The sequence below is a fragment of the Hymenobacter nivis genome, from assembly GCF_003149515.1.
GTDB lineage: Bacteria > Bacteroidota > Bacteroidia > Cytophagales > Hymenobacteraceae > Hymenobacter > Hymenobacter nivis.
The window spans coordinates 1,952,647-1,979,214 of record NZ_CP029145.1 but is presented as its reverse complement, the minus strand read 5'-3'; the positions used below and the strand labels follow the sequence as shown (position 1 = coordinate 1,979,214).

The window sequence follows — 26,568 nt, the reverse complement described above, 5'->3', positions numbered from 1 at the left end:
GGTTCTCGCCGGGGCCCTACGCGGCCTGCGCCAGCACGGCGTAGCGGTGCTCGGCAAACACGCGCAGGCGCTGGAAGGCGCGCTCGATTTCCACGCCGTCGTCGGGTAGGCCGTTGCCGTAAATCACCTGGTCGGTGGTGGCCAGGCCGCGGCGCACGTCGTCGTCGTGGCCGAAGTAGTCCACAATCTCGCGGGTGGTGAAGGAGTTAAGGGCGTTGTTTTCGAGGCCGGCGAGGTAGTTTTTCCACAAAGCCACGGCGCGCTCCACGTTGGCCGCCGACTGCGAGAGCGTGAACCGCTCGGCGTGGCGCGCAAACTGGGCCAGGAAATACCGGTGGTTTTTGCGCCGCTTGTAGGCCTCGTAGCGCCGCCGCAGGCCCCGCCGAAACAGCGCTGCGCTGCCCGCCAGCCCCAGCAGCAGGGCCCCCGTGCCAGCCAGCCAGTAAGGGTAGTTGAACAGCGGCGGCACCGGCGCCAGGGCCGTGGCCGCGCGCAGGGCCGGGGGCCCCGCCCCCGGGGCCAGCGCCGCGGCCGGGGCCGAAAGCAGCACGCGCACGGTGGCCAGGGCCGGGCGCAGCGTCAAGGTATCGGCGCCGCTGAGCACGGCCACGGGCAGGGCCAGGGTTTGCACCGGGGCCAGCGAAAACGTGCGCAGGTGGTACACCGCCCGGTCAAGGCTGCGGCCCTGGCGCGTGAGCGTGGGCGAGTAGCTGCGCCCGGCGTACTCAAACGGCGCGAAGCCAGCCAGCGAATCCGGGAACACCACTTCCTCGGCCGGGTCGTGCAGGTAGCTCAGCTCGTAGTCGAGCGGCTGGCCGATGCGCGTGGTGGGCTGCAAAAAGCGCCCTTCCGGCCGGTCCGCGCCCGGGCCCTGGGCCGCCGCTGGGCCGGCCAGCAGCAGGGCCCCCAGGGCCCCGGCCAGCGCCAGTGCCCCTAATTGCGTGCGCGCTTTAGCCACGGGCCCCGGTGCGGTTGCGTTGGCGGATGAAGGCCACCAGCGGCGGCACGAAGTCTTCTTCGGTGCTCAGAGCCAGGTAGCTGGCGCGGTGGCGGCGGCACAGGGCAGCTAGGTGGGCGGCGTGCTGCCGGGCCCCGGCGGCGTAGCGCGCCCGGAAGCCGGGGGCCGAAGTGTTCACCCAGCGGGTGGCCCCGGTTTCGGCATCGCGCAGGGGCACAATGCCCAGGCGCGGCAGCTGCTGCTCGCGCGGGGTGTGCACCTGCACAATCACTACGTCGTGGCGGCGGGCCAGTAGGGCAATTTCGCGCTCGTAGTTCTGGTCTAGGAAGTCGGAAATGACTACCACCAGGCTGCGGTGCGTGAGCAGCCCCAGCGCCTGCCGGATGGCCGCGCCCACCGCCGTGTGGCGGCCCCGGGGCACCAGCGCAAACAGCCGCTGCACCAGGGCATAGGCCCCGCGCATGCCCTTGGCGGGGGGCAGGTACAGCTCCTTCTGGTCAGAAAACGCCAGCAGGCCCAACGGCGTATTCTGGCGGGCCGCCGACAGGGCCAGCAGCCCGGCAATGTCGCGGCCCAGGTCCAGCTTGCGGCGCGCGGTGGGCCCGGCATCGAGCGAGGCGCTCACGTCGAGCAGCACCAGCGCCTGCTGCTCCTTCTCCTCCTTGTAGGTTTTCACGAACGTGCCGTGGCCCTTGCTGCTCACCGCCCAGTCGATGGCCCGCACCTCGTCGCCGTACTGGTACAGGCGCACGTCGTCAAACTCCAGCCCCGTGCCCTTAAGGATAGAGCGCGCGTTGCCCTGCACCTGCGCCTCGACGGCCCGGCGAATGCGGATTTCGAGGTGGCGCAGGCGGCGCACCAGGTCGGTGAGGGCCGAGGGGGGGGCGGGGTTCATGGCGGCGAAGCTACGGCCGGGGCGTAACTTTGGCCCAGTGAACCGCCGCTGCCGCCCCTGGCTGCTGGCCGGAGCCCTGGCCGCCGCCGGGGCCCTGCCCGCCTGCCAGCGCCCCGAAGAACCCCTGCGCCCCGCCGACCTCGTGCCCCGCCCCCAGCTGGTGGGGGCTCTCATCGACCTGCACCTGCTCGAAGCGCGGGTGGAAAACGCAGGTCTCAAGCCCGATTCGGCCCGGGCCCTGTTCCTGTCGCAGCAGAAAAACGTGTTCCGCACCTATCGCATGACCGATTCGTCGTTTCAGCACAGCGTGCGCTACTACGGCGTGCACGGCAAGGACCTCGACGAGATGTACGTCATCGTGGTGGACTCGCTGGAGCGCCGCATGCGGCGCTTCGACCCCACCAACCCCCGCTACGGCCCGCCCGCCGGGCACCCCCTGTAGCTTTGGACCCGCCCGCCACTCCGCTCGCCTGGGAAGAATTTGCCCGCGTCGATTTGCGCGTGGGCACCGTCGTGGAGGCCCGTGCCTTCCCCGAAGCCCGCCGCCCGGCCTACCGGCTGCGCATCGACTTCGGCCCCGAAATCGGCCTGAAAAACTCTAGCGCCCAAATCACGCACCACTACGCGCCCGCCGACCTGGTGGGCCGCCAGGTGCTGGCCGTGGTCAATTTTCCGCCCAAGCAAATCGGCAAGTTCCTGTCCGAAGTCCTAGTTACGGGCCTCGCCGATGCTGACGGCCACATCGTGCTGGCCGCCGTGGCCGCCCCCGTGCCCAACGGCACCCGTTTGGTGTAGGGGTTTGGTAGTCAGTTGTCAGTTGGTAGTAGGGCCCCCAGGCCGTCATGCTGAGCGCAGCGAAGCATCTCTACCACGGCATTAATCCAATCGATTGGGTTCACTGCCACGGGAGAAATGCTTCGCTGCGCTCTGCATGACGGCCTTATTAGCCTACTGATAACTACTGCGCAAACGCCGCCATTTCAGCCAGTTGTTGCTGCACTTTCTTTTCCCAAACGGCTTGTTTGGCGGCGTTGAGGCCGTGGTTGGTGTCGATATCGTAGCGGTTTTCCTCGTCGCTCCACTGGTCGTACACGGCTTGGGTGAGGCGGCCGAAGGCGGGTTGCAGCTTCTGGCAGTCGAGGGTGGCGGTTTTAAGTTTTTGGCGCAGGTGGCGGGCGTACACCTCCGCCAGGTCGAAGTGCAGCTGCTCGTGGCGCAGCAGCGCGGGCGAAGCCGCTTTGGCATCGCGCACCCACGAGGTAATGGGGTCGAAGGTGGGCGTAACGGTGGCCGAAAACACAAAATCGACGCACTTGGCGTCCGACAGCAAATCGGCTGAGGTAAGGGCCGCCTCGGGCTCGCCAAACTTCGGCCGGCCCTGGAAATCGGCCCACGTGAGTGGCCGGTTGGTGGCCCAGGCAATGCCCGCCGGCTTGGGCGCGGCGGGCTTGGCGGGGGCCTGGGCACTGGCTGCCCGGGGCCCCGCCAGTAATAAAGCAAATCCTAAAAAAATAGTACGCATAGCGGAATAAGCCATCAATTGGAAGGCCGCCAAAACAACAACCAGGCCCGAAAAGTGCGTAGCACGAATTGTAGTACGGACTACAAAGTCCGCACTACAATTCGTGCTACGGTTACGCTTTTAGCAGTTCCGCTTCGGGCAAGAGCGTGGTGGGGCCGGTGGACAGCGGGACCCCCGGTTCGGTTTCGTGGCGGAAGCGCAGCAGCAGTACCCCGGCCACGATGGTAAGGCCCAGCAGCAGCGCCGCCCACACGCCCGGGGCCCCCAGGTGCAGGTGGAAGCCCAGGAAGTAGCCCAGCGGCAGCGCCACCGCCCAGTACGCCAGCAGGGCCACCAGCGAGGGCACCTTCACGTCCTCCAGCCCGCGCAGGGCCCCCAGGCCCACCACCTGCAAGCCGTCGGATACCTGGAAGCCGGCCGCGATGAGCAGCAGCGTACTGGCCTGGGCCAGCACCGCGGGGTCGTGGTTATACAGCTGCGGCACCAGGTGGCGGGCCAGCACCAGCACTAGCCCCATGCTGCTCATGAAGCCAAACGCCAGCCAGTAGGCCGCGAAGCCCGCCTGCCGGGCCCCGGCCGCGTCGCCGGCCCCGCGCAGGTTGCCCACCCGGATGGTGGCCGCCGCCGCAATGCCGCTGGCCGCCATGTAGGTCACGCCCGCCACGTTGATGGCGATTTGGTGGGCCGCCTGGGGCACGGCGCCCAGCCAGCCAATCATCAAAGCCGAAAAGGCGAAGGCGCCCATCTCAAACATCATTTGGCTGCCGATGGGGGCCCCCAGCCCCACCAGGCGGCGCAGAACCGCCGTGTGGGGCCGCAGCCACCCGGCCGCGGTAGCGCGGTAGGGGCGCAGGCGCGCGGCGCGCAGCACGTAGCCGGCCATGAGGATAGCCATCAGCACGCGCGAGATGAGCGTGGCCCAGGCCGAGCCAATGAGGCCCATTTTCGGGGCCCCCCAGTGCCCGAAGATGAAGGCGTAGCAGAGTAGCGCGTTCACCACGTTGGCCCCGATGGACAGCCACATGGCCTGCCGCGTGAGGCCCAGCCCCTCGGCAAATTCGCGGAAGCCCTGGAATACCATCAGCGGGAGCAGCGACCAGCCCACCACCCGCACCCAGGGCGCGGCCATGGCCACCACCGCCGGGGCCTGCCCGAGGTGGGGCATCACGCGGGGCAGCAGCTCGCTGAGGCCGGCTAGCACCAGGCCGGCCAGCGTGCACAGCCACACGCTGCTCACCAGCAGGCGGCGCAGGGCGGGCTCGTCGCGGCGGCCGGCGGCGGCGGCCACCAGCGGTACGGCCCCCATGCTCAGGCCAATGCCCAGGATGAGCAGCACGTTGGTGGTGCTCACGCCCACGCTGATGGCGGCCAGCGAGGCCGTGCCGAGGGCCCCAGGCTGGTTACCCACCATCACCGAGTCGCATACGCTCACCAGCATGTGGCCGAGCTGCGAGAGGACGACGGGGTAAGCTAATAGTAGGGTAGGGCGGAGGTGTTCTTTCACAACGAGCAGCGGGCAAAAGGGCTGGCGCCACGCGCGCCATTCCCGCCGCAAAGGTAGCCCTGCGCTGGGGCCCCCTCCGCCCCGGGGCCTACGGCCGGCTGCCAGGTTGTTGGTTATTAGAGTAGTTTTCAGGTCCGTGTATAGCCTGGTTACTGCTGGCCAACCGGACCGTACACGGACCTGAAGCTGCTCTCATTGTCAGTTGCTAGTTAATTCATAAGATATTGACTAACAAAACAGAACTTAGTCTTCGGGGCCCTGGGCGCGGGCTAGCAGCTGCACCAGCAGCTGGTAGAGAGCGGCTTCCTCGTAGGGTTTGGTGAGGCAGGCGTCCATGCCGGCGGCGAGGTAGCCGGCGCGGTCGGTATCGAAGGCGTTAGCCGTGAGGGCGATGATGGGCACGGTGGCGCGCACCGGGTCGGGGTGCTGGCGGATGGCCAGGGTAACGGCCACCCCGTTCAGGCCCGGCATCCGGATGTCGAGTAGGGCCGCGTCGAAGGGCTGGGTACGCAGGTAGTCCAGCGCGTCGGTGCCGTTGGCCACGGCCTGCACCTGCATGCCCCAGCGCTCCAGCACCACCACGGCAATGAACTGGTTGACGGGGTTATCCTCGGCCAGCAGCACGCGCCGGCCCCGGAGCCCATCGTAGGCCGGGGGGGCGGCTGGCGGCGCCTGCTTGGCGGCTGGGATGGGCCGGGGCAGCGTGAGCTGAAACGCAAACGTGGTGCCGTGGCCGGGCGTGCTGGTCAGGCGCAGCACGCCGCCCATCTGGGCCACCAGCTGCTGGCTGATGGCCAGCCCCAGGCCCGTGCCGCCAAAGCGCTGGCTGGTTTCGGCGCCGGCCTGGGCAAAGGCCTCGAAGATGTGGGCCTGCTGCTCGGGGGCGATGCCAATGCCGGTGTCTTCCACCCAGAAGCGCACGGTGAGGGCCCCGGGGGCGTCGCGCAGCACGTCGGCCCCCAGCCGCACGCGCCCCCGCTCGGTGAACTTGATGGCGTTGCCAAGCAGGTTGAGCAGCACCTGATGCAGCCGGTACGCGTCGCCGAGCACGCGCGGGGCCAGGCCTTCGGGCCAGAGGGTACCCGTCAGATTTAAGCCTTTTTCTTCGGCGAGGGCGGCCACTGTTTGGCAGGCGCCTTGCAGCACCACAGCCAGGTCGAAGGGCGCATGGTCAAGCTCGAGCTGTTGGGCCGTGATCTTGGCCATTTCCAGCACGTCGTTGAGCAGGGCCAGCAGGTGGCGGCCTGCGTGCTGCATGGTGTGCAGGTACTCCGCCTGCGGCTCGGTGAGGGGCGTTTTTTGAAGCAGGGCGGCCATGCCCAGCACTCCGTTCAGCGGCGTGCGAATTTCGTGGCTCATGTGCGCCAGGAAGGCCTCCTTGGCGCGGGCGTTTTCCTCGGCTTGCTGCTTGGCTTGTTCCAGGGCCCGCTGCGCCCGCACGCCCGCCGTCACGTCGTAGCCCGAGGCCACCACGTAGGGCGGCTGGCCGGGCTCGGCCACACGGTGGGTATAGTAGTGCAGGTAGCGCCGCTCGCCGGCCGCGGTTTGCACCGCCACGGTGCGGGGCTCGGGTAGCTCGGGCAGGGTGCCAGCAAGGTAGCTTTGCAGCTCGGCGCGGTGCTCGGGCAGCAGGGCGTCCTGCAGGTACAGGCCCACTAGTTGGGCGGCTGGGCGGCCCATGAGCCGCTCGATGGCCGGGTTCACCGAGAGCAGCCGGCCATCTAGGTCGTGGGTACAAATGAGGGCCTGGGAGTAGTGCACCAGGTCGTGGTATTGCTTTTCGCGCTGCTCCAGGGCCTGCCGGGCCCGCTTCACCTCGGTCACGTCGGTGCTCACCGTGAGGATGCCCGGCGCCCCGTCGAGCTGCCGCATGGGTTGCTTGTACACGTGGAAATACCGTGTGCCGCCGGTGGTCGGCGTAAAGGGTAGTTCCTTCGTATGGGGCTGCTGGGTGCGCATAACCAGTTCGTTGAGGGCCCTGATCTGCCGTAGCTCGTCCTGCACAACGGCGTTCTTTTCGGAGCCGGGCTGGGCGTAGTCGCTGTGCAATATCGAGGTTTGGAAAGCCGCGTTGGCGAAGGCTGGGCGGCCGTCGGGGCCCATCATGTATAGCACGGCGGGCAGGGCGTCCACCACCTGGCGGATGAAAGCCTGCTGCTCCTGCAATTGCTCCTGCGCCTGGCGCTGGCTTTCTTCGGCCGCATACCGGGCTGTGATGTCGATGCCGGAGCCCACCATCAGGCGCAGGGCCCCGCCGGGCCCAAACACGGGCCGCAGGTGCCGCAGCATCAGCTGCGGGCCGCGGGGCCCGTTGGGGCGCAGTTCTTCCCACACCACGTCTTGCCGGGTGCGCACGGCTTGGGCAAAGTACTGCTCCCGCTGCGCGGCCAGCGCGGCGGGCTGCCCCGGGCGCTGGGCAAAGTACTCCGTGTTGGTGAGGCCAATGATTTGCTGGCGCACCACGGGGTCCGAGATGGACGAGGGGTTGACGAACAGGAAGCGGTGGTCGGCGTCGAATACGGCCACGTCCACTGGCAGCAGGTTCAGCACGGCTTCGTAAAATTCCTGCTGCTCGGCCAGGCGCTCCTCGGCCTGCTTGTGGGCCGTAACGTCGGTGCTGGAGCTGATTACCTGGTGCAGGGCCCCATCGGGGCCCTGCACGGGCCGGTACTGCACCAGCATTTGCCGCGCCGCACCGGGGCCCAGGCTGGTTTCTTCCCACGCCACTTCCTGGCCCGTGCGCGCGGCATTGGCAAAGGCGGCGGCGCGCTGCGCGGCCACGGCCGGCGGGCGCTGGCGGCGCTGGCAGGCTTCCGTGCTGGTTTTGCCCAGCATCCAGGCGCGCACCACGGGGTCGGGCTCCACCGCAGGGTTGACGAACAGGTAGCGGTGGTCGGCGTCGAACACGGCCACCGCGATGGGCACCTGCGCCAGCACGCACTCGTAGAAGGCACGCTGCGCGACCAGCTGCGCGTCGCGCTGGTAGCGGCTGGTCACGTCGCGGTAGCAAATCAGGCGCCCGCCCTGCCCCTGGTCCAGCACCAGGTAATCCAGCTCCACTACCCGCCCGTCGGCCAGGGCAAACGCCTCTTGCAGGGCCGTTTGCCCTGCCGCGTGCAGCGCCCGGGCCCGGGCCCCGAAGGCTGCCGGGTCCTCAAACGCCCCGTCGATAAATATATCGGCCGGGACCAGGGGCGGGGCCCCGGGCCCCGGGATGGCCCGGGGCGCCAGGCCAAACAGCTCCCAAAAGTGCGGATTGACGAACTGTATCTGGCCTTCGGGGTCGACTAGTACCAGGCCCACTTGCAGGGCCTGCACCAAGGCAATTAGCTGGGCGTATGGGCGTTGAGCGGTTTCGACGGTGGCCGCCAGCTGGCCTTCGAGGGCAGCGATGCGGGCCTGGGCCAGGGCGAGGGCGGTTTCCGTATACTCGGCGCGGGCCTTTTCGGGCGCTGGGGGCGCAACGCCTTGGGGAGCAGCGGGGGAGGAGGGGGCAATGGGCATGGCCGGGTGGGGTAGGTAGGCAGCCAGTAAAACAGCGAGCAGCGCGGACGTAGCTGGGCCCAGCACAAGTATAGGTACGTATGCGAAATAAACCCCAGGGGCCCCAAGGCCCGCCCCACCTTGTTGGCCGGCGCCGGCCGCCAACCCGAAAGGCTTGAGTTGGTCATAAAGATATGCTAAACGTTCATTATTAGTATTTTAATGACCCAAACAATTTCTTGGCGCCTGCGAGAAAAGTCGCCTAGTTCTCCCTAAAATGCCTCTGCCGCATCGCTCAACGCCCGTAAAAGCTGTTCGCGTTAACGCAAAAACGGGGGCAGCAACGCATCCTTGCGTCGCTGCCCCCGTGCCAGGAGCCAAAAAACTAAGTCAAGCAGCTGCTTATACTGCTCACGAAGTGGAATGCGAAAACGAAGTAGGGTGAGGGGCTTGCCCCCGCCCGTCCTTGAACGGTTCAGTCGGCTTTCGTTCAACGACGGGCGGGAACAAGCCCCGTACCCTACTTCGTGACGAGTATAAAAACGCGGTGGAAAGGCTCTGGCAAACGCACTGTGCCCAGCAAACGGCTTCTCCTACGGATTTTTAGCTTTGGTCGCGCTTCTTCACCATCGTCAAAATCGTGGCCACGGCCACGGTGTCGCCGGTTTCGTCGGTCACGGTCACCAGCCAGCGCACGATGCCCTTGGCCACGTCGGTGTCGTCGCGTTTTTCCTGGCCAACTTTCTCTTTCACCGTGAGCTGCACGCCGATGGTCATGCCCGGGTACACGGGCTTGGTGAAGCGGCACTCGTCGAGGCCGTAATTGAGCAGCACGGGGCCCTTGCGCGGGTCCACGAACATGCCGGCGGCCTTGCTGAGGATGTAGTAGCCGTGGGCCACGCGCCCCGTAAACAGCGTGCCTTCCAGGGAAGTAGCGTCCACGTGGGCGTAGAAATTATCGCCCGATACCTGGGCGAAACTCGTGATGTCGGCCTCCGTCACGGTGTGGCGGTGGGTGGTGTAGGTCTGCCCAATTTCCAGTTCCTCAAAGTAGTGCTGGAACGGGTGCTTGTCGCGCTCGATTTGCTTAGCACCTGTCTGGTACACCTGCGTGATGGCGGTAACCATGCTCGGCGAGCCTTGCAGGGCCACGCGCTGCATGAAGTGCTCCACGCCCCGGATGCCGCCCATTTCCTGGCCGCCGCCGGCCCGCCCGGGGCCCCCGTGGATGAGCTGTGGCAGCGGCGAGCCGTGGCCGGTGCTTTCCTTGGCCATCTCCTCGTTGAGGACCAGAATGCGGCCGTGGTGGGTGGCCGCGCCCAGCACAAACTCCGTGGCCACGCCCGCGTCGGCCGTGGCCAGCGAGCAGACTAGCGAACCCTTGCCTAGGTTGGCCAGCTGCACGGCCTCGCCCAAATCGTGGTAGGGCATCAGCGTCACCACCGGCCCGAAGGCCTCAATTTCGTGCGAGTCGAGGTGGCGAAATGGCTCGTCGTTGCGCAGCACGATGGGCGAGGCGAAGGCGCCCCGGCCGGCGTGGGCCCCCAGCTCCTGGCCCCGGATTTCCACGTCATCCAGCGTGCCGTACACGATGGGCGAGTGGCGGGCCAGCTCCTGCACCCGCGCCCGGAACTGCGCGGCCTGCGCCCGGCCGGCCAGGGCCCCCATCCGCACGCCCTCGGCCCGCGGGTGGCCGATGGTGGTCTGGGCCAGGGCCTTGCCCAGGGTAATCTGCACGTCCTCTAGTAGCTCGGCGGGCACGATGGCGCGGCGGATGGCGGTGCACTTCTGCCCGCACTTGGCCGTCATTTCCTTGCGCACTTCCTTCACAAACAGGTCGAATTCCGGCGTGCCCGGCTTCGCATCGGGCCCCAGTACGGCGGCGTTCAGCGAGTCGGCCTCCATAGTAAACGGTACGGCCTCCTCAATAATGCGCGGATGGGCGCGCAGCAGCCGGCCGGTGGTGGCCGAGCCGGTGAAGGTCACCACGTCCTGGTAAGTGAGGTGGTCGAGAATGCCCTGGCCTGAGCCCGAGACTAGTTGCAGGGCCCCGGCGGGCAAAATGCCGGAGGCGATGATTTCACGCACCACGGCCTCGGTGAGGTAGGCCGTGGGCACGGCGGGCTTCACCACGGCGGGCATGCCGGCCAGCAGGTTCACAGCAATTTTCTCCAGCATGCCCCAGATGGGGAAATTGTAGGCGTTGATGTGCACCGCCACGCCCTCCTTGGGCACCAGCAGGTGCTGGGCCACAAAGGTGCCGCCCTTGCTCAGGCCCACCGGCTCGCCCTCCACGTAAAACGGCTGGTCGGGGAATTTGCGCCGCAGCGAGGCGTTGGCAAACAGGTTGCCGATGCCGCCCTCAATGTCAATCCACGAGTCGGCCCGCGTGGCCCCCGAGCGGTAGCTCAGCTCGTAAAAAACCTCTTTCTTTTCCTGCAAGTGGAAGGCCAGCGCCTTCAGCATCCGCCCCCGCTCGTGAAAGGTCATTTTCCGCAGGGCCGGGTTGCCCACGCGCCGCCCGTAGGCCAAAACCTCTTCGTAGTCAACGCCTTCGGTATTGGCCAGGGCAATTATTTCGCCGGTGCTGGCGTCAAGCAGCTCTTGCTGGGGGCCCCCGCCGGGTAGCCAGCGGCCAAGGGTATAGTTTTCAAGTAGTTGGGTAGACATATGGAAGAAAGATTAGAATGTAGCGCGGACTTTAGCTACGCTACAGCTCTGAACAGCTGTAGCGTAGCTAAAGTCCGCGCTACAGCTGTTCAGAGCTGTTTACACCCGTTCGATAATCGCGGCGTAGCCCTGGCCCACGCCGATGCACATCGTCACTAAAGCGTAGCGCTTGTGCTGGCGGTGCAGCTCCAGGGCGGCGGTTTGGAGCAGGCGGGCACCGCTCATGCCCAGCGGATGGCCCAGGGCAATGGCGCCGCCGTTGGGGTTGAGGCGCGGGTCGTTGTCGGCCAGGCCCAGGGCCCGGATGCAGGCCAGCGCCTGCGCGGCGAAGGCTTCGTTCAGCTCAATCAGGTCGATTTGATCCAGCGTGAGGCCGGCTTTTTTCAGCGCCATTTGAGTAGCCGGCACCGGCCCGATGCCCATGAAGCGCGGCTCGACGCCGGCCACGCCCATGCTCACGAAGCGGGCCCGCGGCGTGAGATTGTACTGCTTCAGCCCATCTTCCGAGGCCAGGAGTAGGGCGGCGGCCCCGTCGTTCAGGCCCGAGGCGTTGCCGGCCGTCACGGTGCCACCGCTTTTTCGGAAGGCGGGGCGCAGCTTGGCCAGGCCCTCCAGGGTAGTGCTGGGCTTGATAAATTCGTCCTCGGCAAACAGTACCGGGGGGCCCTTGCGCTGCGGAATGGGCACGGGCACAATCTCCTGGGCCAGGCGGCCGCTGCTTTGGGCAGCGGCGGCTTTGTGCTGCGAGGCCAGGGCAAACTGGTCCTGGTCGGCGCGGCTGATGCCGTCGCGCTCGGCCAGGTTTTCGGCCGTTTCGCCCATGCCGTCGGTGCCGTACAGCTCCTCCATGCGGGGATTGACGAAGCGCCAGCCGAAGCTCGAATCGGCCATTTGCGCGTCGCGCCCGAAGGCGGCGCTGGCCTTGGAAATCACCAAGGGCCCCCGGGTCATGCTCTCCACGCCGCCGGCGATGAACAGGTCGCCGTCGCCGCACTGAATGGCGCGGGCCGCCGCCACGCCGGCCGAAAGCCCGCTGGCGCAGAGGCGGTTCACGGTTTCGCCGGGCACCGCGGCCGGCAGGCCGGCCAGCAGCAAAGCCATGCGGGCCACGTTGCGGTTGTCGTCGCCGGCCTGGTTGGCGCAGCCCAGTAGCACGTCGGCCACGCCGGCCGGGTCGGCCGAGGGATTGCGCCGCAGCAGCTCCTGGATGACCAGGGCCCCCAGGTCGTCGGGCCGCACGGTGGCCAGGGCCCCGCCAAAGTTGCCAATCGGCGTGCGAATGCCGTCAACGATAAATGCGTCTTTCATAAGTTAAAGTAGCGTGGACGCTGCGAGTCCGCGCTGTTGAACGGTATTTGTTAAAAGTTACTCGAATCGATAAAACACTCATGCTGAGCGCAGTCGAAGCATGAGTGTTTTAGTAACTCAAATAGCTTCTAAACAATTATCGGCAGGACGAAGCGAAAGCCGCGGACTACAACCGAAGGTCAGCGTAGCTGCAGCTGTGTAACAGTCTGCTTTAAATTGGGATTTCCTTGTCTGAGCGGTAAGCAGTGCCTTTGAAAAGGGCCAGCGCGGCGCCGTGCTGGTTGCTGATGCGCACCTGGTACACGCCGATTTTATGCGTGAGGCTTTCCTCGCGGGCTTCCACGGTGAGCACGTCGCCGGGGCGGCCGGCTGCGAGGTAGTCAATGGTTACGCTCAGGCCCACGGCTTGGCGGCCGTGGCTGTTGCAGGCCAGCCCGAAGGCCGTGTCGGCGGCCGCAAACGTGACGCCGCCGTGCAGGGCCCCGAAGCCGTTGAGCATCTCGGGGCGCACGGCCAGCGTGAGGCAGGCGTAGCCGGGGCCCACCGCGGCCACAGCCACCCCCAGCCAGCGGCTGAAGGCATCGTGGGCCAGCATCAGGTTTTTAACGGTTTCGGCCGTGGTGGGGGCCCCGGCGTCAGGCTTGGGCAACGCGCTCATGCGGAATGAATAACTGATTGGTGCGTGCCAGCTTGCGCAGCAGCGGGCTGGCGCGGTAGCGCTCCTCGTGGTACTCGTCGTAGAGGGCGTCGAGCCAGGACAGCACACGGGGCGGGCCCAGGGCGTCGGCCCAGGCCAGCAGGCCGTGGGGGTAGTTCACACCCTGGGTCATGGCCAGCTCCAGGTCGCCGGCCGAGGCCACGCCGCGGTGCAGCGCGTCGGCCGCTTCGTTAATGAGCATGGCTAGCATGCGGTACAGAATGAGGTGGCCCAGCTCCTCATCCGGGGTGGGGGCGGGCACCGGGGCCCCGGCGGAATAATCATAAAAGCCACGGCCCGACTTCCGCCCCAGAAAGCCAGCTTCCAGCAGGCGTTTCTGGGCAATGGCGGGCCGGTAGCGCGGGTCGAAGTAAAAGCCGGCGAACACCGCTTCCGTCACGCGGTAATTCACGTCGTGGCCGATGAAGTCCATCAGTGCGAAGGGCCCCATGCGGAAGCCGCCGAGCGTCGTCAGGGCCCAATCGATGGTGGGCGCGTCGGCAATGCCTTCTTCCATCATGCGCAGGGCCTCGCTGTAGAAGGGCCGCGCCACCCGGTTCACGATGAAGCCGGGCGTATCCTGCGCCACCACGGGCTGCTTGCCCCAGCCCTGCACCAGGGCCCGCAACTCGTCGGCCAAGCCGGCGCGCGTCTGCACTGCTGGGATGATTTCGACCAGGCGCATGAGCGGCGCTGGGTTGAAAAAGTGCAAGCCAATGAACCGCTCCGGCCGCTGGCACGCCGCCGCGATGGACGCCAGCGAGAGCGACGACGTGTTGCTGGCCAGAATGCACGCGGGGGCCACCACTAGCTCCACCTCGCGGAACAGCTGCTGCTTGGCGGCTAGGTCTTCCACCACGGCCTCAATCACCAGCTCGCAGTCGGCAAAATCGGGTAAGCTGGTGGTGGGCTGGAGGCGGGCGGCGGCCAGGCCAGCGGCGTCGGCCGTGAGCTGGCCTTTCTCCACCAGCCGGCGCAGATTGGCTTCGATGCCGGCCTTGGCTTTTTCGAGGGCCCCGGCGTGCTGGTCGAGCAGGCGGACGGGATGGCCGGCGGTAACCAGTACCTGGGCAATGCCCGCGCCCATGGCCCCGCTACCGATGATTCCGATGGTCATATCATTTAACATTTATCAATTAATATTTAACAGGGTAAAGCTAAGTAGTTAGCTTATTTTCAATAATCTGAATACTTATAAATGTTAAATGTTAACTGATAAATATTAAATGATAAGCGTCAGTGGCACTTGAAGTAATCGAACGGCTCGCGGCAGTCCTGGCACTGGTAGAGCGCCTTGCACGCCGTGGAGCCGAATTGGTTGATGAGCTGGGTATTTTCCGATCCGCACAGCGGACAGGCTACGACCGTGGCCTTGCCGAAGAGATTGAGCACGTGGCCGGTAGCAGTGCCGTCTACGGGCGGGGCAATGCCGTAGGCGGTGAGCTTGGCGCGGCCCGCGGCGCTCATCCAGTCCGTCGTCCAGGCCGGGCTGAGCTGGTTGTGCACGGTGAGTTGCGTGATGCCCTCGGCCAGCAGGCGCAGGCGGATGTCGGTGGCGATGGTGTTCATGGCCGGGCAGCCCGAGTAGGTGGGCGTGATGGTCACCGTCACCTGCTCGCCCGCCACCTGCACGGCCCGCACAATGCCCAGGTCGAGAATGCTAAGCACGGGCACCTCGGGATCCGTCACTTCCTCCAGCAGCTGCCATACTTTGGCTGTTAGCTGTTGGTCGTTAGCTGTTAGCTCTGTTGTTGCGGTATTCATACTAAAAAAGCTAACAGCTAGTAGCTGACAGCTAATAGCTTAAAATAGTAGATAGCTAACAGCTTAAAAAACTACCACGTCAGGCCGGGGTAGGCGCGTTGCATATATTGCAGCTCGGCGAGCAGGTAGCCCAGGTGCTCGGAGTGCTGGCCGGCCTTGCCGCCCTTTTGGGCGAAGGGCGCGATTTGGGGCAGGGGCACGGTGGCTTCGGCCAGCACGTGGGCCGCGTGGGCCTGCATGGCGGGCAAAATGTCGGCGTAATCGGGTACGAGGCCGAGATCTTGCAGGGCGGCCTCGGTGGCGGTGGGGGCGGTCAGCTCGGCGGCGTAGCGCCAGAGGATGGCCAGAGCTTTATCCAGCCGCTGGCGACTTTCGGCGGTACCGTCGCCCAGGCGAATCACCCACTCCGAACTCCACTTGAGGTGGTAGGCGGCCTCCTTCACCGACTTCCCGGCGATGCCGGCCAGGGGCGCGTCGGGGCCCTCTTTTAGCGCCAACAGCAAGTGGTAATGGTAGTTGTCGAACAAGAACTGGCGCACCACAGTGTGGGCGAAGTCGCCGTTAGGCTGCTCCACCAGCAGGGGATTGCGGTAGGCGGTGGCGGGACGCAGATAGGCGAGGTCGTCCTCGGTGCGGCCCTGGCCTTCCAGCTCGGCAGCGTATTGGTAGAGGCTGCGGGTTTCGCCCAGCAGGTCGAGGGCGATGTTGGCCAGGGCCAAATCCTGCTCCAGCACGGGCCCGTGGCCGCACCACTCGCTCAGGCGATGGCCCAGCACGAGGCTGGTATCGGCCAGTTGCAGCACGAACTCGAAGAGTTGCTGCCGCACGGTGGGGGCGTGGGCAATGGCGGCGGGGGCGGGTTGCAAATCAGCGGGGTGGTCCATTTTCTGAGCGGTTAGCTTTTAGCCAATAGCTGTTAGCGTTTGTCTGAATTCATGCAGTGCAACGAAAGCTAAAAGCTACCGAGTACACCAACTTGAAAACCGCGCTAGGAATTTACATGTGTTTGATGGAGTCCGGCACGGTATAAAACGTGGGGTGCCGGTATACTTTATCGGCCGCCGGATCGAAGAACTCGGCCGCCTCGTCAGGGTTGGAGGCGTGAATGTTCGTCGACTCCACCACCCAGATGCTTACGCCCTCCAGGCGGCGCGTGTACACGTCGCGGGCGTTTTGCATGGCCATGGTGGCGTCGGCGGCGTGCAGGCTGCCCACGTGCTTGTGGTCCAGCCCCTGCTTGCTGCGGATGAATACCTCCCACAGGGGCCATTCTGATTGTACCATTTTTTGAAGACTGTTTTAAACTATGTGCGGAGATGGGGCCCTGGGGGAGACTCACCCCCGGCCCCTCTCCAAAAGAGAGGGGTGCCAGTCGTCAGCTAGGAGTCAGTACTGATAAGGAGCAAATTGAACGCACCCCTCTCTTTTGGAAAGGGGCCGGGGGTGAGTCTCCCCCGTTGGGGCCCCCGGGCCCCTATGCCGCCACTACTTCCCGCGCGGCGCGCTTGGCGGCGTGGGCCAAGGCGGCCTCGCGCACCCAGGCACCTCCCTCGTGTGCTTGCACGCGGGCTTGCAGGCGGTCGTGGTTGCAGAGGCCGTTGCCTTTTACTACGCTCCAAAACTCGTTCCAGTCCACTTCGCCGAAGTCGTAGGCTTGGCGTGTCTCGTTCCATTTGGCTTTTTCGTCGGGCACGGTCAGGCCCAGGAACTCGGCCTGGGGCACCATCATGTCCACGAATTTCTGGCGTAACTCGTCGTTGGTGAAGCGCTTGATGCGCCACTTCATGCTCTGCTCGGTGTTGGGCGATTCCGAATCCTTCGGGCCGAACATCATCAGCGTAGGCCACCACCAGCGGTTGAGGGCCTCCTGGGCCATCTCCTTTTGCACGGGGGCCCCGGCGCAGAGCGTCTGCATAATCTCGAAGCCCTGGCGCTGGTGAAAACTCTCCTCCTTGCACACGCGCACCATGGCCCGGGCATACGGGCCGTAGCTGGTGCGGCACAGCGGCACCTGGTTGAGAATGGCGGCGCCGTCCACGAGCCAGCCCACGCAGCCCATGTCGGCCCAGCTCAGGGTGGGGTAGTTGAAGATGCTGCTGTACTTGGCCTTGCCGCTGTGCAGGTCGGCCAGCATCTGGTCGCGGCTGGCGCCCAGCGTTTCGGCGGCGCTGTAGAGGTAGAGGCCGTGGCCGGCCTCGTCCTGCACCTTGGCTAGCAAAATGGCCTTGCGCTTCAGGCTGGGGGCCCTGGTAATCCAGTTGCCTTCGGGCAGCATACCCACGATTTCGGAGTGCGCGTGCTGCGAAATCTGCCGGATCAGGGTTTTGCGGTAGGCGTCGGGCATCCAGTCCTTGGGCTCGATGCGCACGTCGGCATCGATGCGGGCCTGAAACTGGTCGTCGCGGCTGAGGTCTTTTTCGAGCGTTTCCATAGAACAGCTAACAAGGGCTAACAAGCGTTAGTTTGTAAAAGTAAGGAAAAAATACCGGGGCCCCGGAACCGGCCGTACCTTGGGCCGCGGCAGATTCATTGCCTCGCCACGATTTGGATTGCCAGCAGAACGGTGTAGAGACGCATCCTTGCGTCTCAGGATTGAACGACCAGCGGTAGCAGTGCCCAGCCAAGCCGTTCAACCCTGAGACGCAAAGATGCATCGCTACGCCGCGCAGATACTGCTTTTTACTACCATTTATTCATCGTTCTGCCCAATGCTACACAAGTTACGCTACTTGCTCTGCTGCTCGCTGGGGGCCCTGCTGGCGCTGCCCGCCGCCGCCCAGTCCATCTACTCCGCCACCGACCCGCTGGCTCATACCTTCAGCATTGTGGCCCGCGACGCCAAAACCGGCGAAATGGCCGTGGCGGTGCAAAGCCACTGGTTTTCGGTGGGCACCTCCGTCAGCTGGGCCGAGGCCGGGGTGGGCGTGGTGGCCACCCAGTCGTTCACTAACAAGTCGTTCGGCCTGCGCGGCCTGGCCCTGCTGAAAAGCGGCAAAACCGCCCAGCAGGCGCTGGACGAGCTGCTGGCCGCCGACGAAAGCCGCGACGTGCGCCAGGTGGCCATCCTCGACAACCAGGGCCGCGTGGCGACGCACACCGGCAAAAAGTGCGTGGATATGGCCGGCCACCAGCAGGGCCCCCAGTTCTCGGTGCAGGCCAACATGATGCTGAACAACACGGTGTGGGGCGCGATGGCCCGGGCCTACGAAGCCGGCGCCGCCCTGCCCCTGGCCGAGCGCGTGCTGGGAGCCCTCGACGCGGCCCAGGCCGCCGGGGGCGACGTCCGCGGCCGGCAGTCGGCGGCGCTGCTGGTGGTGCGCGGCACCGCCACCGAGGGCCCCTGGGCCGACCGCCTCGTGGACCTGCGCGTGGACGACAGCCCCGCCCCGCTGCCCGAGCTGCACCGCCTCCTCAAGCTGCATCGGGCCTACGACCACATGAACGCCGGCGACCTGGCTGTGGAGAAAAACGACATGCCCGCCGCCGTTCAGGAGTACCAGGCCGCCGAAAAGATGTTCCCCCAGAACCTCGAAATGAAGTATTGGCACGCCATCACGCTGGCCAACAAGCAGCAGGTGCCCGCTGCCCTGGCCCTGCTGAAACCCATTTTCCGGCAGGAACCCAACTGGCGCATCCTCACCGAGCGCCTGCCCAAAGTGGGCCTGCTCACCGTGTCGCCGGCCGAGCTAAAGCAGATTCTGGCCTTGAAGTAGAGCTGTAGCGCGGACGCGCCGCGTCCGCGCTACAGCTCCACCGAATCGTCGCCCAGCACGTCCTGCACGTAGAGCATTTTCACCAGAATCACGCCGATGGCGATGATGGGCGTGGCCAGCGTAAGGCCCAGCAGGCCGGTGAACGAGCCGATGACCAGCTGCCCCACAAAAATGAGGGCGGGTGGCAGCAGAATGAGCCGCTGCTGCACCACCGGCGACACGGCCACGCTCTCCAGTGTTTGCACGCCCAGGTATAGCGCCAGCACGTACAGCGCCTCCGTGGAGCCCCCGTGGAAGAAGGCCAGCAGCAGCGCCGGCACCATCGCAACGATGGGCCCAATGTTGGGAATGAACGTGACCAGTCCCGCGAACAGGGCCAGCACCCAGGCCAGCGGTAGGCCCAACGCCCACAGCCCCAGCGCCGTGAGCACGCCCACGGCCAGCATCGACACCAGCCGGCCCAGCACCCATTTCACCAGCGTATCGCTGATTTTGTCGAGCACCTCGTGGGCCCGGGCGCGGCCGGGCTTGGGCACCAGCATTACCAGGCCGGCGCGGTACAGCTTGGGCTGCAAGGCAATGAACAAGGCCAGGAAGATGATGACGTAGCCATCGGCCAGCACGCCGAAGGTGGTGGAGAAGATGCCCGTGACCCGGCCCACCCAAGCCGAGCCGCCGCCCGTGATGCTACCAAAATCCAGTTTTTCGTTGGCCACCCACTGGCCCCACTCGGTGCCGCGCGCGCGCGCCTGCACGTCGCGCAGGGCCTGCGGCAGCTGCTTTCGTAGCTCGGCCACTTGCTCGCCGATGTGCGTTGAAAACAGCCAGCCCGTGCCTACCAGGGCCCCCACCACCAGCAGCGCCACCAGTAGCAGCGCCAGGCCCTGCGGCAGGCGGGTGCGGCGGTGCAGCCACTGGGCCCCGGCTTGTAGCGGCAGCGCAATGAGCAGCGCCGCCAGCACCCGCAAAAACACCCCGAAGGCCGTGCCCAATAGCCCTGTTGAGAACAAGACAACGGAGACGATGCCCACCGCAATGCCCACGCGCCGCGCGTAGCCGGTGAGGGAAGCCGGCGAAGACGGCGGGGTAGAAAGCTGGTCCATTGCCGGGGCGGATGAAGGACGCATGAGGGGCCCGGGCGGGACCGTGCGCTGGCTACCTTTACGGGCAGCCGGGCCCGCGGGGCGAAAACTACCCGTGCGCCGCCCGTTTCGCCTTCCCAACCTGCTCGTTATGCGCCAACTCCTTACCCTTGTCCTGCTGCTGTGCTTCGCCGCCGCCGGGGCCCAAACCCCCGCTAAGCCCGCCGACCGGGTACCGCACCACTTCTTTGTGCTGGCCAACTTCCGCACCGAGGGCGGAGCGGTGCTGCCCCAGGCCCGGGTGGGCTACGGCACCTACGGCCACCTCAACGCCAAGCGCGACAACGCCATCCTGCTGCCCTCGCACTATATGGCCGACCACCACGGCTACGAGTGGCTCATCGGCCCCGGCCAGGCCCTGGACACGGCCAAGCTGTTCCTAGTGACCACCGAGCTGTTTGGTAATGGACATTCGTCTTCGCCCAGCAATACGCCCGAGCCGTTCCACGGGCCCCGCTTCCCCGTCATGACCATCCGCGACAACGTGGCGGCGGTGCACGAACTGTTGACGAAAGAGCTCAAGATTACGCATTTGCGCGCCATCATCGGCTTTTCGATGGGGACGCAGCAGGCGTTTCAGTGGGCCGTGAGCTACCCTACCTTTGCCGACCGCATCGTGGGCACGTCGGGCACGGCCAAGAACTACCCGCACGGCGTGGTGCGCCTCGAAGGCCAGATTGCGGCCCTCACCGCCGACGCCACTTTCAATAACGGCGACTACACCGCACCGCCCAAGAAGGGCCTCGAAGCATTTGGCACGGTCTGGACGGGCTGGCTGTTTTCGCAGGAGTGGTGGCGCAAAGAACTGTGGCGCACGTATTCGCCGCCCGGCACCACGTTCGAGCAGGTGCTCAATGGCTTCCGCACCGACTTCATCCCCGGGGCCGACGCCAACGACCTCATCCTGCAAATGCGTACCTGGGAGCGCCACGACGTGGGCACCACGCCCGGTTTCGGCGGCGACGTTGAGAAGGCCCTGCGCAGCATCAAAGTGCCCATCCTCTATATGCCGTCGGAAACGGATTTGTACTTCCCCGTGGGTGATGCGCGCTACGAGGCCGCGTTCATTCCAGGCGTCACGCTGCTGCCCATCCCGTCGCTGTGGGGCCACACCGCCGGGGCCGCCAGCAACCCCGCCGACGCGAAGTTTCTGAACGACAACATTAGCAAGTTCTTGGCTGGCAAGTAATAGGTAGCAAGACAAAAGTAATGAGTAGTAAGAATCGTGCTGATTCTTGATTATCATATCATTATGGTCTTGCTACTGACTGCTTACTTACCACCGCTGAACGACCTGTTCTATCTTGATAGGATGCTTCTTTCGTCAGTATGACACTCCCTATTCGGATAACATCCAAGAATTAGGGCCCAGGGCCCGACCCGCCCGGCCCCGCGGCTCCGCGTCCTTCCCGTTGCGCCGGGGCCCTTAGTTACCCACTGCGCCGCTTTCCTCCAGCTGCGTTTGCAGGTCCAGTTCGGCCAAATCCAGCTCGCGCTGGAGCTTGCGGATGGTTTCGACCTCGGCGTGGCCCTGCTTGTGGTGCTGCACAAGCAGGCCGAGCTGGTGTTGCACCAAGGCCAAATCGGTACGCAGCACTTGCTGATGCCGGCGCTGCCCGGGGCCCGGTCCGGCCGCGCCGGGGGCTGCCGGCTCGTCGGCGTTGGCTTGCAGCAGGTCGATCTGCTGGGTGAGGCGCTGCTCCAGCAGGGCTAGCACCTCGGGGGCGGTGCAGGGGGCCAGGGTGTCGTGCAGAAACGCCAGCGAATCGGTGGCAAGCTCCAGGCGCAGGGCCTGCTCGTGGCGGTCGGCGGCGGCCGTTTCCCCGTGCACGCCCAGGCGGCGCACCAGCCACGGCAGCGTGAGGCCTTGCACCAGCAGCGTCACCAGAATAACAGCGAAGGTGAGGAACAGCAGCACGTTTCGCTGCGGGAAGGCGCGGCCGTCGGCCAGTGCCAGCGGCAGGGCCAGGGCCGTGGCCAGTGACACCACCCCGCGCATGCCGGCCCACGAGGTTACCAGTAGCTCGCGCCAGCTGATGAGCGGCGGGCCCGGGTCGCCGGTTGAGCGGCGGAAAAAGGTGACGAGTGCCGTGACCGGAAAAATCCACACGATGCGGATGACGATGGCTACGGCACTGATGAGCAGCCCGTACCCGCACAGCGCGGGCAAGTTGCCGGGCGGCAGGCCGCGCAGCACGGCCGGCAGCTGCATTCCGATGAGGATGAACACAAAGCCGTTCAGCAGGAAGTTGACCACGCGCCAAAAGCTGGCGTTTTGCAGGCGCGTGGGCCCCGAGTATACCTCCGGGGCCCGCTGCGACATCACCAGGCCCATGAACACTACCGCCAGTACCCCCGAGGTCCCCAAGCGCTCAGCCAGCAAGTACACCAGAAACGGCAGCAGCAGCGAAATAACCGTGGCCGTCGTGGCCTCGCGCACATGGGCTTGCAGCCACGCCGTGCCGTAGCCAGCCGCCACCCCGAGGGCCACGCCGCCGCCGGCCACCAGCACAAACTGCCCGCCCGCCCGCCACGCCACAAACCCGCCGCTGACCACGGCCGCTACGGCGTAGCGGTAGGCAATCAGGGCGGTGGCGTCGTTCACCAGGCCCTCGCCTTCCAGCGTCACGCTCACGCTCTTGGGAAGGCCCAGGCCCTGGGTGGCGCTGCTGGCCGCCACGGCATCGGGCGGCGACACGATGGCCCCCAGCACGAACGCCAGCGGCCAGCCGAAGCCCGGCAGGAAGTAGTGCGCCACCACGGCCACGGCCACCGTCGTGAACGCCACCAGCCCTACGGCCAGCAGCAAAATGGGCCGGCGGTAGTGGTTGAAATCCTGCCAGGTGAGGTTGAAGCCCGCGTAGTAGAGCAGCGGCGGCAAAATCAGCAGAAACACGACGTCGGGTTCCAGCTTGATGGGGGGCAGACCGGGCACGAAGCCCAGCGCCAGGCCCGCCGCTACCAGCAGCACCGCCTGCGGCAGCCGGCTCCGCTGGAACAGCACCGACAGGGCCGCGAGCAGGGCCAACAACACCAGAATGGTTTCGAAGCTATTCATAACGAGCGGAATGCGGTAAAGCCAGAGCGGCTTTTGAATCGGCGTACCTGGTGCTGTAGAACGGAGTGGCACTCCGTTTGGCGTTCGCCCGGAAACGGAGTGCCACTCCGTTCTACACGCCGTTCGTATGGACTGTACACTGACTTGAAAATTATTCTAGGTTGCCGCCGCCCGAACCGGGCCCCGCTACCGACGCCGCTGCATCGCCCCCGCGCTACTGGTCGAAATCCACCGCTACCTGGGCCGCGGTGGGTCGGGCCTGGCACGTGAGGACGTAGCCGCGGGCTATTTCATCTTCTGATAACGAGTAGTTTACGTCCATCGCCGCGGTGCCTTCCGTGATGCGGGCGCGGCAGGTGCTGCACATGCCGTTTTTGCAAGAGTAGGGCGCGTCGGCTCCGGCGGCCAGGGCGGCGTCGAGAATCGTGTCGCCGTAGTACGACATATCGAGGCGGTAGGCGCGGCCGTCGAGCTGCACGGTGACCTGGCTCTTTTGATCGTCGGTGCCGGCGGGGCGGCTGGGGCCCTGGGCGGCCTTGGGGGCCCCGGTAGCAAACAGCTCGAAGTGGACTTTTTCCGGGGCCACGCCGGCGTCGGCCAGCGCTTCCCGCACGCCCACAATCATCTCCTCGGGCCCGCAAATGAAGCACTCATCGATGCGCCCCGCGGGCACGATTTTCTGCAAAAACTGCGTAGTTTTCTCGCGGTCGATGCGGCCGAACAGCAGGTCGGCGTCGCCCTGCTCGCGGCTCAGCACGTGGTACACGCTCAGGCGGCGCAGGAACTTATTTTTCAGGGCCTCAATGCCTTCCTTAAATATAATGGAGTTGCGGCCGCGGTTGCCATACACCAAGTACACCTGGCTGTCGGGCTCGGCGAGGAGCACGGTTTTGGCGATGGAAAACACCGGCGTGATGCCGCTGCCCGCCGCGAAGAGCACGTATAGCTTGGCATTTTCGGGGCGCAGGGCGGGCGGTGTGAAACGGCCCTGCGGCGGCATCACGTCGAGCCGGTCGCCGGGGCGCAGGCCGTCGTCGCCCACCACCAGGTTGGAAAACCGGCCGCCCGGCACGCGCTTGATGGCCACGCGCCATTCGTCGTCCAAGGGGCTGCTGCACAGCGAGTAGGAGCGGCGTAACTCCTCGCCGCCGTGGGTGCGGCGCAGTGTGAGGTACTGGCCCGGCACGTAGCTAAAGGCTTCGCGCAGCTCGGCGGGCACGTCGAATGATACGCTCACGCAGTCGGGCGTTTCGCGGGTAATACTTTTAACAGCGAGGGAATGGAAGCGGCTCATGGGTGGTAGGGTGGCCAAAGAAGAGAACGGGCAAAATGGTAAGCAGCAAGCCGTGGCGTGGACTGTAGCTACGCTGCCTTTTGGTTGTAGTCCGCGCTTTTAGACGGTAGGCTTGTTCCTGAACTGAAAAAAGGTAAAACTTCATGCAGCACGAGCGAAGCAGGATGCTCTTTTTTTACGGTTTTTTATTCAGGAACAACTCTGGTAGTTAAACGATAAAAGGCAAGATGAAACGAGGGCCGCGAACTGCAAAGTTCGCGCTACGGCGCCTGGTTCCCGGGGGCCCGGAGGCGCGCGGAACAGATCGGCTTTTTCAGCCGCGCTTGCTGCTTCAGCGCCAAACACCCTTGGCAAAATAATGGTGATACTGGCAGCACGGGCTTGGATGGGGCTTGGGGCCCCCAAAGGTACCGCGGCCCCGGACTGCTGCGGGCCGCACCCAAGGGCCCCCAGGACGGTTTTACCGTTGAGCTAACTAAGCACCACTAGCGCAAAACCCAGGTTGATGGGCACCGCAGCTAAAGCTCGCGCTGCGGTACATGAACCAAGAAGCCGCCCTAATGCCGCTCCAGGCCGTGGAGGAGCACGGTGATAATGTTGGCCTCCAGCTCTTCGGCCGATAGCTCGCGGCCGGGGCGGTACCACAGCTCTATCCAGCGCACGGCGGAGAGGATGGTGAACAAGGCCACTGACACGTTCACGGGCTGGAACTCGCCGGCGGCAATGCCGGCCTCGATGAGGGCGGCGAAGCCTTTCTCGTAGGTTTTGCGGGCCTGCTTGAACTCGCCCAGCTTGGGCTCTGGCAGGTATTTCCAGTCATGGTTGGCCACGGATACGGCCGGGCCGTCCTCCACCATCAGCCGGATGTGCAGGCGAATCAAGGCCTTGATTTTGTCGCCGTAGCTGGCGTCGGTAGCCGAAATTTCGCCCAGCTGCGAGATGTAGAGGTCGGAAATCCGGAAGCAGATGCTGGCCAAAATTTCGTCCTTGGCCTTGATGTGGTTGTACATGCTGGCCGCCTCCATGCCTACCTGCCCGGCCAAATCGCGCATCGACGTGCCGCTGTAGCCCCGGTCTTTGAAGAGCTTGGCGGCCTCGGCCAAAATGAGCTGGCGCTTCGATATCTTCTTGGTCTCTACCATTATAAGAAGCTAATTATTAGTCAGTTTAAGCGTAGTGTTCAGGGGCCCCGGGGCTAGAGGTGGCGCAGGTCCTGCACCCGGTTGAGCTTGCCGCCCTCGCTGCGCGGCAGCTGGCCGGGGCCCACCAGGTGCACGGCCATGCTGAGGCCGATGTTGTCCTTGATTTTTTTGGCCAGCGCACCCTGCACGCGCACCAGAGCATCGGGCGGGGGTCCCGGCGCGGCGCCGGGGGCCCCCAGGCCCAGGGCCTGCCATAGAGCAGCGGCCACTTCCACGTGCACCGCCACCTCGTCGAGGCGGCCGCGGCGGGTGGCCACCACCTGGTAGCAGGGGCTCAGATGCTCCGCGTGCTGGAGCAGGTCCTCGATTTGGGTGGGGAAGAAATTCACCCCCCGGATGATGAGCATATCGTCGGCCCGCCCGCGGATGGGGCCCATTTTCACGTGGGTGCGCTTGCCCGAATGCTCGTACGAAAGGTGCGTAATGTCGCCCGTCCAGTACCGCAGAATGGGCAGCGCCTGCTTCGTCAGGGTGCTGAGCACCAGTACGCCTGGTGCGCCGTGGGGGAGGGGCTCGCCGGTGAGGCGGTCCACAATTTCAGGGTAGAAGTGGTCTTCCCACACGTAGCTGCCCGTGCCGCGCTCGTCCACGTCTTCCTGCGACACGCCGGGGCCCATGATCTCGCTCAGGCCATAGATGTTGGTGGCCGCCACCCGCAGTCCGGCCTGCACCTGCTGGCGGATGGCCTCTGTCCAGGGCTCGGCCCCCAGCACGGCGTATTGCAGGTTAATGGCCCCTAAGTCCAGGCCGCGCCGCTCGATTTCTTCGGCCAGCACCTGGGCGTAGGAGGGCGTGGCGCAGAGGATTTCGGGCCGGAAGTCTTGCAGCAGCTGTAGCTGCCGGTCAGTGCTGCCGCCCGACACGGGGATGACCGTCAGCCCCAGCTTTTCGGCCCCGTAGTGAATGCCCAGGCCCCCGGTGAAGAGGCCGTAGCCGTAGGCGTTTTGCAGCTTCATGCCCGGCCGGCAGCCGGCGGCGGCCAGCGAGCGGGCCACCAGCTCGGCAAACACGGCAAGGTCGGCGGCGGTGTAGCCCACCACCGTGGCCTTGCCCGTGGTGCCGCTGGAGCAGTGCAGCCGCGCCACCTCGGCTTCGGGCACCGCAAACAGGCCGAAGGGGTAATGATCCCGGAAATCCGTCTTCTTGGTGAAGCCCAGCTTGGGCAGGTCCTCCAGACCGCGGAAGCCCGCCGGCGTGAGGCCCGCCGCGGCTAGCCGCTGCTGGTAGAACGGCACCCGGGCGTGCACGTAGGCCACTTGGGCGCGCAGGCGGTCGTTTTGCAGGGCCCGTAGCTGGGGCAGGGGCATCCGCTCGGCCGCGGGGTTGAAGAGCATAAGCGCCGGGGTGGTTGGGAGATA

Annotated in this window: 22 protein-coding genes; 4 read left to right on the top strand and 18 right to left on the bottom strand. The window is 65.7% G+C overall.

The window, feature by feature from the left end; genetic code table 11:
* Positions 1-16: 16 nt before the first annotated feature.
* Both DDQ68_RS08580 and DDQ68_RS08575 read right to left on the bottom strand, forming a co-directional pair.
* The gene (locus DDQ68_RS08580; protein ID WP_109655928.1) at positions 17-958 is read right to left on the bottom strand and encodes a hypothetical protein; all 942 of its coding nucleotides are present in this window, start codon (positions 956-958) and stop codon (positions 17-19) included.
* A complete protein-coding gene (locus DDQ68_RS08575; RefSeq protein WP_109655927.1) occupies positions 951-1,853 on the bottom strand; it encodes a DUF58 domain-containing protein in 903 nt (300 codons plus the stop codon). Before DDQ68_RS08575 ends, DDQ68_RS08580 begins: the two co-directional genes overlap by 8 nt.
* Positions 1,854-1,890: 37 nt before the next feature.
* On the opposite strand from DDQ68_RS08575, the gene DDQ68_RS08570 reads away from it, so the two are divergent.
* Positions 1,891-2,295 (top strand): DUF4296 domain-containing protein, encoded by a 405-nt coding sequence (locus DDQ68_RS08570; protein WP_162549953.1) that lies wholly within the window; start codon positions 1,891-1,893, stop codon positions 2,293-2,295.
* A 2-nt stretch (positions 2,296-2,297) separates the two neighbouring features.
* The gene (locus DDQ68_RS08565) at positions 2,298-2,648 is read left to right on the top strand and encodes a tRNA-binding protein (protein ID WP_109655926.1); all 351 of its coding nucleotides are present in this window, start codon (positions 2,298-2,300) and stop codon (positions 2,646-2,648) included.
* Positions 2,649-2,811: 163 nt separating this feature from the next.
* On the opposite strand, the gene DDQ68_RS08560 is transcribed toward DDQ68_RS08565, so the two are convergent.
* From DDQ68_RS08560 to paaA, 11 genes are all read right to left on the bottom strand, one after another.
* The gene (locus DDQ68_RS08560; RefSeq protein WP_162549952.1) at positions 2,812-3,375 is read right to left on the bottom strand and encodes a DUF922 domain-containing protein; all 564 of its coding nucleotides are present in this window, start codon (positions 3,373-3,375) and stop codon (positions 2,812-2,814) included.
* A gap of 112 nt (positions 3,376-3,487) precedes the next feature.
* The gene (locus tag DDQ68_RS08555; RefSeq protein ID WP_245897383.1) at positions 3,488-4,879 is read right to left on the bottom strand and encodes an MATE family efflux transporter; all 1,392 of its coding nucleotides are present in this window, start codon (positions 4,877-4,879) and stop codon (positions 3,488-3,490) included.
* Between the two features lie 243 nt (positions 4,880-5,122).
* Positions 5,123-8,383 carry a PAS domain-containing protein gene (locus DDQ68_RS08550; RefSeq protein WP_162549951.1) on the bottom strand — a complete coding sequence of 1,087 codons (3,261 nt, stop codon included), beginning with the start codon at positions 8,381-8,383 and terminating at the stop codon, positions 5,123-5,125.
* Between the two features lie 582 nt (positions 8,384-8,965).
* Positions 8,966-11,032: a phenylacetic acid degradation bifunctional protein PaaZ gene (gene paaZ, locus DDQ68_RS08545; protein WP_109655922.1), complete on the bottom strand. Its 2,067-nt coding sequence runs from the start codon at positions 11,030-11,032 to the stop codon at positions 8,966-8,968.
* A 99-nt stretch (positions 11,033-11,131) separates the two neighbouring features.
* Entirely contained in the window at positions 11,132-12,340 is a 1,209-nt protein-coding gene (gene pcaF / locus DDQ68_RS08540; RefSeq protein WP_109655921.1) for a 3-oxoadipyl-CoA thiolase, read from the bottom strand.
* Positions 12,341-12,551: 211 nt separating this feature from the next.
* Positions 12,552-12,998 (bottom strand): hydroxyphenylacetyl-CoA thioesterase PaaI, encoded by a 447-nt coding sequence (gene paaI, locus DDQ68_RS08535; protein ID WP_109655920.1) that lies wholly within the window; start codon positions 12,996-12,998, stop codon positions 12,552-12,554.
* Positions 12,976-14,154 (bottom strand): 3-hydroxyacyl-CoA dehydrogenase NAD-binding domain-containing protein, encoded by a 1,179-nt coding sequence (locus DDQ68_RS08530; RefSeq protein ID WP_109655919.1) that lies wholly within the window; start codon positions 14,152-14,154, stop codon positions 12,976-12,978. Before DDQ68_RS08530 ends, paaI begins: the two co-directional genes overlap by 23 nt.
* A 119-nt stretch (positions 14,155-14,273) precedes the next feature.
* Positions 14,274-14,801 carry a 1,2-phenylacetyl-CoA epoxidase subunit PaaD gene (paaD, locus tag DDQ68_RS08525; protein WP_109655918.1) on the bottom strand — a complete coding sequence of 176 codons (528 nt, stop codon included), beginning with the start codon at positions 14,799-14,801 and terminating at the stop codon, positions 14,274-14,276.
* Positions 14,802-14,872: 71 nt separating this feature from the next.
* The gene (paaC, locus tag DDQ68_RS08520) at positions 14,873-15,685 is read right to left on the bottom strand and encodes a 1,2-phenylacetyl-CoA epoxidase subunit PaaC (RefSeq protein ID WP_109655917.1); all 813 of its coding nucleotides are present in this window, start codon (positions 15,683-15,685) and stop codon (positions 14,873-14,875) included.
* A 112-nt stretch (positions 15,686-15,797) separates the two neighbouring features.
* The gene (gene paaB / locus DDQ68_RS08515) at positions 15,798-16,085 is read right to left on the bottom strand and encodes a 1,2-phenylacetyl-CoA epoxidase subunit PaaB (protein WP_109655916.1); all 288 of its coding nucleotides are present in this window, start codon (positions 16,083-16,085) and stop codon (positions 15,798-15,800) included.
* A 190-nt stretch (positions 16,086-16,275) separates the two neighbouring features.
* Positions 16,276-17,232 (bottom strand): 1,2-phenylacetyl-CoA epoxidase subunit PaaA, encoded by a 957-nt coding sequence (paaA, locus tag DDQ68_RS08510; RefSeq protein ID WP_109655915.1) that lies wholly within the window; start codon positions 17,230-17,232, stop codon positions 16,276-16,278.
* A gap of 277 nt (positions 17,233-17,509) precedes the next feature.
* Between paaA and DDQ68_RS08505 the strand changes: the two genes are divergently transcribed.
* Positions 17,510-18,514 (top strand): DUF1028 domain-containing protein, encoded by a 1,005-nt coding sequence (locus tag DDQ68_RS08505; protein WP_109655914.1) that lies wholly within the window; start codon positions 17,510-17,512, stop codon positions 18,512-18,514.
* Between the two features lie 29 nt (positions 18,515-18,543).
* Here the strand turns inward: DDQ68_RS08505 and DDQ68_RS08500 are convergent, their stop codons facing one another.
* Positions 18,544-19,617: an AI-2E family transporter gene (locus tag DDQ68_RS08500; RefSeq protein WP_109655913.1), complete on the bottom strand. Its 1,074-nt coding sequence runs from the start codon at positions 19,615-19,617 to the stop codon at positions 18,544-18,546.
* Between the two features lie 130 nt (positions 19,618-19,747).
* Here DDQ68_RS08500 and DDQ68_RS08495 point away from each other — a divergent pair, with 130 nt between their 5' ends.
* Entirely contained in the window at positions 19,748-20,845 is a 1,098-nt protein-coding gene (locus DDQ68_RS08495) for an alpha/beta fold hydrolase (RefSeq protein ID WP_109655912.1), read from the top strand.
* Positions 20,846-21,082: 237 nt separating this feature from the next.
* On the opposite strand, the gene DDQ68_RS08490 is transcribed toward DDQ68_RS08495, so the two are convergent.
* From DDQ68_RS08490 to DDQ68_RS08475, 4 genes are all read right to left on the bottom strand, one after another.
* A complete protein-coding gene (locus DDQ68_RS08490) occupies positions 21,083-22,714 on the bottom strand; it encodes a Na+/H+ antiporter (protein ID WP_109655911.1) in 1,632 nt (543 codons plus the stop codon).
* A gap of 214 nt (positions 22,715-22,928) precedes the next feature.
* On the bottom strand, positions 22,929-24,008 hold the full coding sequence (gene paaE / locus DDQ68_RS08485) for a 1,2-phenylacetyl-CoA epoxidase subunit PaaE (RefSeq protein WP_109655910.1): 1,080 nt from the start codon (positions 24,006-24,008) through the stop codon (positions 22,929-22,931).
* Positions 24,009-24,565: 557 nt separating this feature from the next.
* Positions 24,566-25,150 carry a TetR/AcrR family transcriptional regulator gene (locus DDQ68_RS08480; RefSeq protein ID WP_109655909.1) on the bottom strand — a complete coding sequence of 195 codons (585 nt, stop codon included), beginning with the start codon at positions 25,148-25,150 and terminating at the stop codon, positions 24,566-24,568.
* 53 nt (positions 25,151-25,203) lie between these two features.
* Entirely contained in the window at positions 25,204-26,544 is a 1,341-nt protein-coding gene (locus DDQ68_RS08475) for a phenylacetate--CoA ligase family protein (protein WP_109655908.1), read from the bottom strand.
* Between the last annotated feature and the right edge of the window lie 24 nt (positions 26,545-26,568).